The 5715-nt window shown below is 33.8% G+C and carries 6 protein-coding genes; all 6 read right to left on the bottom strand.

Features of this window, described 5'->3' with window-relative positions; genetic code table 11:
* Nucleotides 1-115: 115 nt before the first annotated feature.
* The 6 genes from F8153_RS08970 to F8153_RS08945 all read right to left on the bottom strand — a co-directional run bounded on the left by F8153_RS08970 (nucleotide 116) and on the right by F8153_RS08945 (nucleotide 5497).
* Nucleotides 116-1321: a serine hydrolase domain-containing protein gene (locus F8153_RS08970; RefSeq protein ID WP_151866026.1), complete on the bottom strand. Its 1206-nt coding sequence runs from the start codon at nucleotides 1319-1321 to the stop codon at nucleotides 116-118.
* A gap of 297 nt (nucleotides 1322-1618) precedes the next feature.
* Nucleotides 1619-2281, bottom strand: coding sequence for a class I SAM-dependent methyltransferase (locus tag F8153_RS08965; RefSeq protein WP_151866025.1), 663 nt, complete (start codon nucleotides 2279-2281; stop codon nucleotides 1619-1621).
* Between the two features lie 308 nt (nucleotides 2282-2589).
* Nucleotides 2590-3096 (bottom strand): hypothetical protein, encoded by a 507-nt coding sequence (locus F8153_RS08960; RefSeq protein WP_151866024.1) that lies wholly within the window; start codon nucleotides 3094-3096, stop codon nucleotides 2590-2592.
* A gap of 332 nt (nucleotides 3097-3428) precedes the next feature.
* On the bottom strand, nucleotides 3429-3947 hold the full coding sequence (locus tag F8153_RS08955; protein WP_151866023.1) for an NUDIX hydrolase: 519 nt from the start codon (nucleotides 3945-3947) through the stop codon (nucleotides 3429-3431).
* A gap of 324 nt (nucleotides 3948-4271) precedes the next feature.
* The gene (locus F8153_RS08950) at nucleotides 4272-4733 is read right to left on the bottom strand and encodes an 8-oxo-dGTP diphosphatase (protein WP_151866022.1); all 462 of its coding nucleotides are present in this window, start codon (nucleotides 4731-4733) and stop codon (nucleotides 4272-4274) included.
* A 428-nt stretch (nucleotides 4734-5161) separates the two neighbouring features.
* Nucleotides 5162-5497: a DUF3784 domain-containing protein gene (locus F8153_RS08945; RefSeq protein WP_151866021.1), complete on the bottom strand. Its 336-nt coding sequence runs from the start codon at nucleotides 5495-5497 to the stop codon at nucleotides 5162-5164.
* Between the last annotated feature and the right edge of the window lie 218 nt (nucleotides 5498-5715).

Genomic DNA, 5715 nt, shown 5'->3' with positions numbered 1-5715 from the left:
TTATAATATCTCGCCTAACGTTCTGGGTGTTCACGACGTTCATCAGCTCTCACTATCCCGCTCAAAAAAACTGATGAATGTAGTGAACACTCTGTTAGCTGATGTTCATTTAATGCTAATTTTGCAATTCTGCTACTATATTAGTAATATTTTCCAGAACATCAGGCCACCAATCAATCTTGCCTGACTCAATTCCATTACGTACAATAACTATATTGTTCATAGGAGATATATAAAGAAACTGACCATGTTTTCCAGCAGCAAAATAATCATATCCTCCATTGTTGTTCTCAAAGCTGTACCACATATATTTATATCCAACATCTGTTTTCTCCAAAAATGAATTTTTATAGTCTCCTTCATCTAACGGAAATTCTGCTATTATAGATTTGTATATCCAATCCTCACTAATAATATCTTCACTGTTCCACTTTCCCATATGTAAAAGCATACTTCCAACCTTTACAAAATCTATACTCCTAAAATTTAATCCACTCTCCATTTTTTCAAATCCACTTTCACTACTATCAAGGCTCCATGATGCATTATACTCAGTTCCAAGTTTCTTCCATAGTTTTTCTTCTAAAAAGCTTGAAACATCCTGACCTGTACTTCTTTCCAATATAATCCCTAACAATAGGGGATGGTAATTATTATAATGAAAATTACCTTTATAATTTTTATCAATCTTAATATGGGTAATTGCCAATTCTCTTAAATTTGGCATGTAATATGTTTTCGCATCGTCCCCAAACCATAAACTACCTTCTTTATACCGTATCTTTGACCTCATCAGTAACAGATCTTCGATAGTAATTTCTTCTAGTGTAGTATTTTTAAACTCATGTATATAATCTGCAATTGATTGCTTTTCACCTTCTATATAGCCTTCATCAATTGCAATTCCTATCAAAAGAGATACTATTGATTTAACAGACGAAAAAGATGTATTTATAGAATCTCGATTATATCCATTGAAATACTGTTCAAATACAATTTTATCATCATGTATGATTATAAAAGAGGTCGTTTTAGTATCTTCTAAAAAATCCATTAACTTTTTCTCGTAATTTTTACTAATGTACTTATAACTAATTACTTTATCTTCTAAACCATCAAGAAGTTTCATCTTATAGTTATACGGTTGAGTACTATGCTCTACAGTTCTCTCAGGAAATATTTTGTAATCATTTACGTCAGATTCTCTATATCTTATAACTCTATACATATATTCAGGAGAGTAACTAACGATGGATAACAAAATAATTACTACAAATATCCCTCCCAAAATTACTGCGAATTTTAATATATTATTTTTCATACAACCTACTCCTAACTAAATAAGAATTTCAGCTAACGTCGCCGTGTTTGCGACGCCTTCGAACTGGACCCTCTTGACCTTCCCCTTGGCGGTGCTTGCCACCCAGTGAGAAGTGTGTGGTGCGCTGATCTATCCCTCAACACGTGCTGTCTGCACCCCTGCGCAAAAACATTGTTAGATGATCGTGCAGCTAGTCCTTCTTTTTAGCCAGCACAACATACCATTCCATTTCTTTAAATTCCTTTATCTTATGGTGAATAAAACTGTGTGTTTCAATATTTTCAAAACCTAAATTTTCTAGCTCATTAACCAGTAATTCTTTTTTGAGCGGATAATATAATTCTTTAATTCTTCACGTTGGTATATCCGTTTTTCTTTTTCGAATGAAAATAACAAGTTAAATGTTATCGTACCATCTGAATTGCAATCCCAGACTTGCATAGCATTGATTCTTTCATCATTTTTAAAAAAAGGCTGATAATAGTAGAATCTTTGTCTAGTACTTAGGATCCTATCCCAATTACGTGTATCTATATAAATATAACCTTTTTTCTTTATCAGTTGAGCCATCTGGTAAAGCACTTTCTTTACATCTTCATTTGATACATGCGCTAATGAATTCCCTGTACTCATAACGCAGTCGAATTTATCTTTTATATTAGTCGTTAAATCTCTAAAATCACTTTGAGTAAGTTTTATTTTCAGATTTTCAGCATTAATCTTTTCCTCTGCTCGACTTAGCATTTCCTTACTTAAATCAGAACCTGAAATATGATATCCCATTCTTGCTAATTCATTTGTTAAATTACCCGTTCCGTAACTACAATCATGTATAGTACAAATCTCTTTATTACTTAAAACTATCTCGTAATGTTTACGTAATAGTTCTGCCATCTTTCCAGAAAAATGAATGTCATAAATATCTGGCCTGTTATATAAACTCGTCTTTTCTGTATCCAATATAATCACCCCCTATTTATTTGCATGTCATCTAACGTTTCTGTATTTACGACGCCTTCGAACTGGACTCGAAAGATAGACCATCTTGGCGGAGCTTCGCTCCCAGTGAGAAGGTGTGGTGCCTGATCCTACTACACTATGACTATGGATTAAGTTTTAGTGAACTTACCCCTGGCACCCTTGCGTAAAAACATTGTTATATGGCGGAATCAGTCAAAATCGTCTGATAAAGTCCTTCCAATCCTCACCTTTCTTTTTCAAATGTCTAGTAATTTAGCTGCATATTATATTATAATTGCAAAGAATATTTATTTGTTGAATGTCAATTCATTCCCAACTGAAATGCTTTTCTCCACTAAATCTCCATTCCTTAATCTATGTGCTATATAAATTTTCGACTCTCTGTATAAGTTCCTTATGTCTTGTTCACTTAATCCCCTGCTATCGAAGATAATGTATGCCATGCTTTTAGCCGTATCTTCAGTTCCAATATTATTTTGTTCAGAAGCCCCACCGCTCGTTGTCCTAACCCTTTCATATTTGTCAATAATATATAGGTTTGGTATAGTGATTTTTCTTTCCACTGCTTTTTTTGAGTTGGTCATTTTAACATCAATGTATAGCTTTCTAAAATCATCTATGTTAGAATCTTCCGGTTTGCTTGAGTTGTCAATTTTGTTGTATTCCTCTTGCGTGATTTTACTTATTGTAATAGACGTTCTAATCTCAGGGCTGCTCTGTTTGCACCCTACTAAAATAAAAGAATAGGTTAGAAAGATTATTATAAGTAGTGTTAATCTTTTTAAAAACGCCATTATTATCACCCTTCGCTCATTTAATACACATTATTATACTTATGTGTCTATTCTATTTGTAAAACATCCATATGAAGTAATAACATTTAGTCCTCCAAATTTTGATTAAGTACAACCTTCCTTTTCTGCCATATAACGTTCCAGTGTTTACGACGCCTTCGAACTGGACCCTAGAGATAGCCCGTCTTGGCGGTGCTTGTCACCCAGTGAGAAGGTGTGGTGCCTGACCCTACTTCACTATGGCTATGGATTAAGTTTCGGTGAACTTGCCTCTGGCACCCTTGCGTAAAAACATTGTTAGGTGATCGTCACATTGCAATAACCCATCGGCCTTATCCACATTTGTTTTTTATTTCTTTAACTTTATTAATAAAATCATCTCTTATCCGATTTATACTAATATCTTTTAGTATGCATCCCTCGTATATGCAGTTATATTCATATAACTCATTGGATTCAAGCATATGACTTAGAAACTTTGGAATATTCGATACGATTCCTGTATTCTTTGAATTGAATATCCAATTCATTTCCTTCCAATCAAGTATACCTTCTTCAGTTTTTATTGGAGAGTTAAATATATACGTTTCTGCTACCTCTACAATAAAAACATACATCCCTTCAATTAATCCTTTTTCATTTTTCCATGTTACAACACCTTTGAAATCTAATTCATCAACTGAGATAGCAGTCTCTTCCCATATCTCACGGATTGCAGATTCAATAGGCTTTTCCTTTTCTTCAATCAATCCACCTACACCATTCCAGCTCCCCATCCAACCAGGTCTTTCCCTATTCAGTAACAATATTTTCTCTCCACACTTTATGAAGCATAATGTATACTTAAGCATAGTATTCTCCTTTGGATAACAAATCAAATTAATAAATTCGTAATTTGGCCCACATCTTCATTTTGGAGTGATGTCACCTAACGTTCCAGTGTTTACGACGCCTTCGAGCTGGACCCTAAAGATAGACCGTCTTGGCGGTGCTTGCCACCCAGCAAGAAGGTGTGGTGCCTGATCCTTCTTCACTATGGCAATGGATTAAGTATCGGTGAACTTACCTCCAGCACCCTTGTGTAAACACTTTGTTATCTGTGGACAGGTGACTCTTCTCCTATTAACTAGGACAAGTAAAAAATAAATATAATCGTAGATTATTTCCTTAGTAAATTAAAAGAACTTAAAATCACTAATATAATTGTCATTCCATGTAGCAAAAGCCTCATTCAAATTATCATTAAAATATAATTTTAAGTAATCATTCATACCCCTTGCTAACTTCATACTTGGCAACTCGTCTAAATCTGTCCAAAACACCTTTCCTTCATGTGTTTCATTCAGTATTTCACCAGAGTATGTTTTGGTTTTGAATAAAAAAACAAACCATCTTTCATTTGAGACATCATTAAACCAATCAATCAAACCGCTAAATTTTAAGTCATTCACATCAAGACCAGTTTCTTCTTTCACTTCTCGTATTGCTGATTCTATTATACTTTCACCATTTTCAACATGGCCTCCAGGGAATGTTATCCCCTTCCAATTTGTCCAATTAATTTTATCTTGTACAACGACTTTATTGTTAACCTCATCTATTATCATGCACATATTCATAAGCTTAATTTTTGTCACAAGATAACCTCCAATATAATTAGAAAATATCTACTTCTTCTCATTTAAGCCAATTAAATAAAATAAATTATCTGCAGCCGAGCATTTTCTACACCTGTCTTTCAGATAACGTTCCAGTGTTTACGACGCCTTCGAGCTGGACCCAATAGATAGACCGTCTTGGAGGTGCTTGCACCCAGTGAGAAGGTGTGGTGCCTGACCCCACTTCCCTATGGTTATGGATTAAGTTTCAGTGAACTTACCCCTGGCACCCTTGCGTAAACACTTTGTTATATGGCGGAATCAACTGAAATCTTCTAACTAAGCCCTTCCATCCTCACTTTTCTATTCTAAATATCTTGTAATTAGCTGCGTATTATATAAATGATGTGTCTTATGTGGCACAGCATTAAAATTATATTCTATCCCTAATTCATGAGGATGCAAAATTATTTTTTGTTTATTTTTTTCTTAATCCTTTCAACCTCCAGTTGTGTATATCTAACAATATAATATACGCATAGTATAATGGAAATAATAATCAATGGTGTTTGTATTGAAGGTAAATGAAATATTTCGTCTGCTAATAAAATTGAAAATAGGATTGCTGAAGTTAAAAATATAGTTCCAATAAAGTAATATCTTTTTTTTATCTTTAATTCTTTTCTTTCACTCTGATTAGACATATAATATATCAATGAAATCAAAGGACCTTTCTGCAAAAATGAAAAGATAGAAATAATTAAAGATATAGTCGCAAGTATAGATAATACAATTATTAGCATCTTAGTTCTCCTTCCTTTAAATAAGATTTACTTGACTTAATACTACTGCGTCTATTCTATTTGTTAAACTCTCATACTTAATAATAATTTAGGCCTCCAAATTTTAATTAAGTACAACCTTACTTTTCTGTCATATAACGTTTTGGTATTCCTGACAACGTTGAGCCGGACCCGAGAGTTCGACCGACTTGGCGGAACTTCGTTCCCGGTGAAACGAT

Origin of the sequence: Alkaliphilus serpentinus, from assembly GCF_009017255.1 — a bacterium.
Taxonomy (GTDB): domain Bacteria; phylum Bacillota; class Clostridia; order Peptostreptococcales; family Natronincolaceae; genus Alkaliphilus_D; species Alkaliphilus_D serpentinus.
Note: the sequence above shows the minus strand (reverse complement) of the source record. Positions and strands in the feature narration are given on the sequence as shown.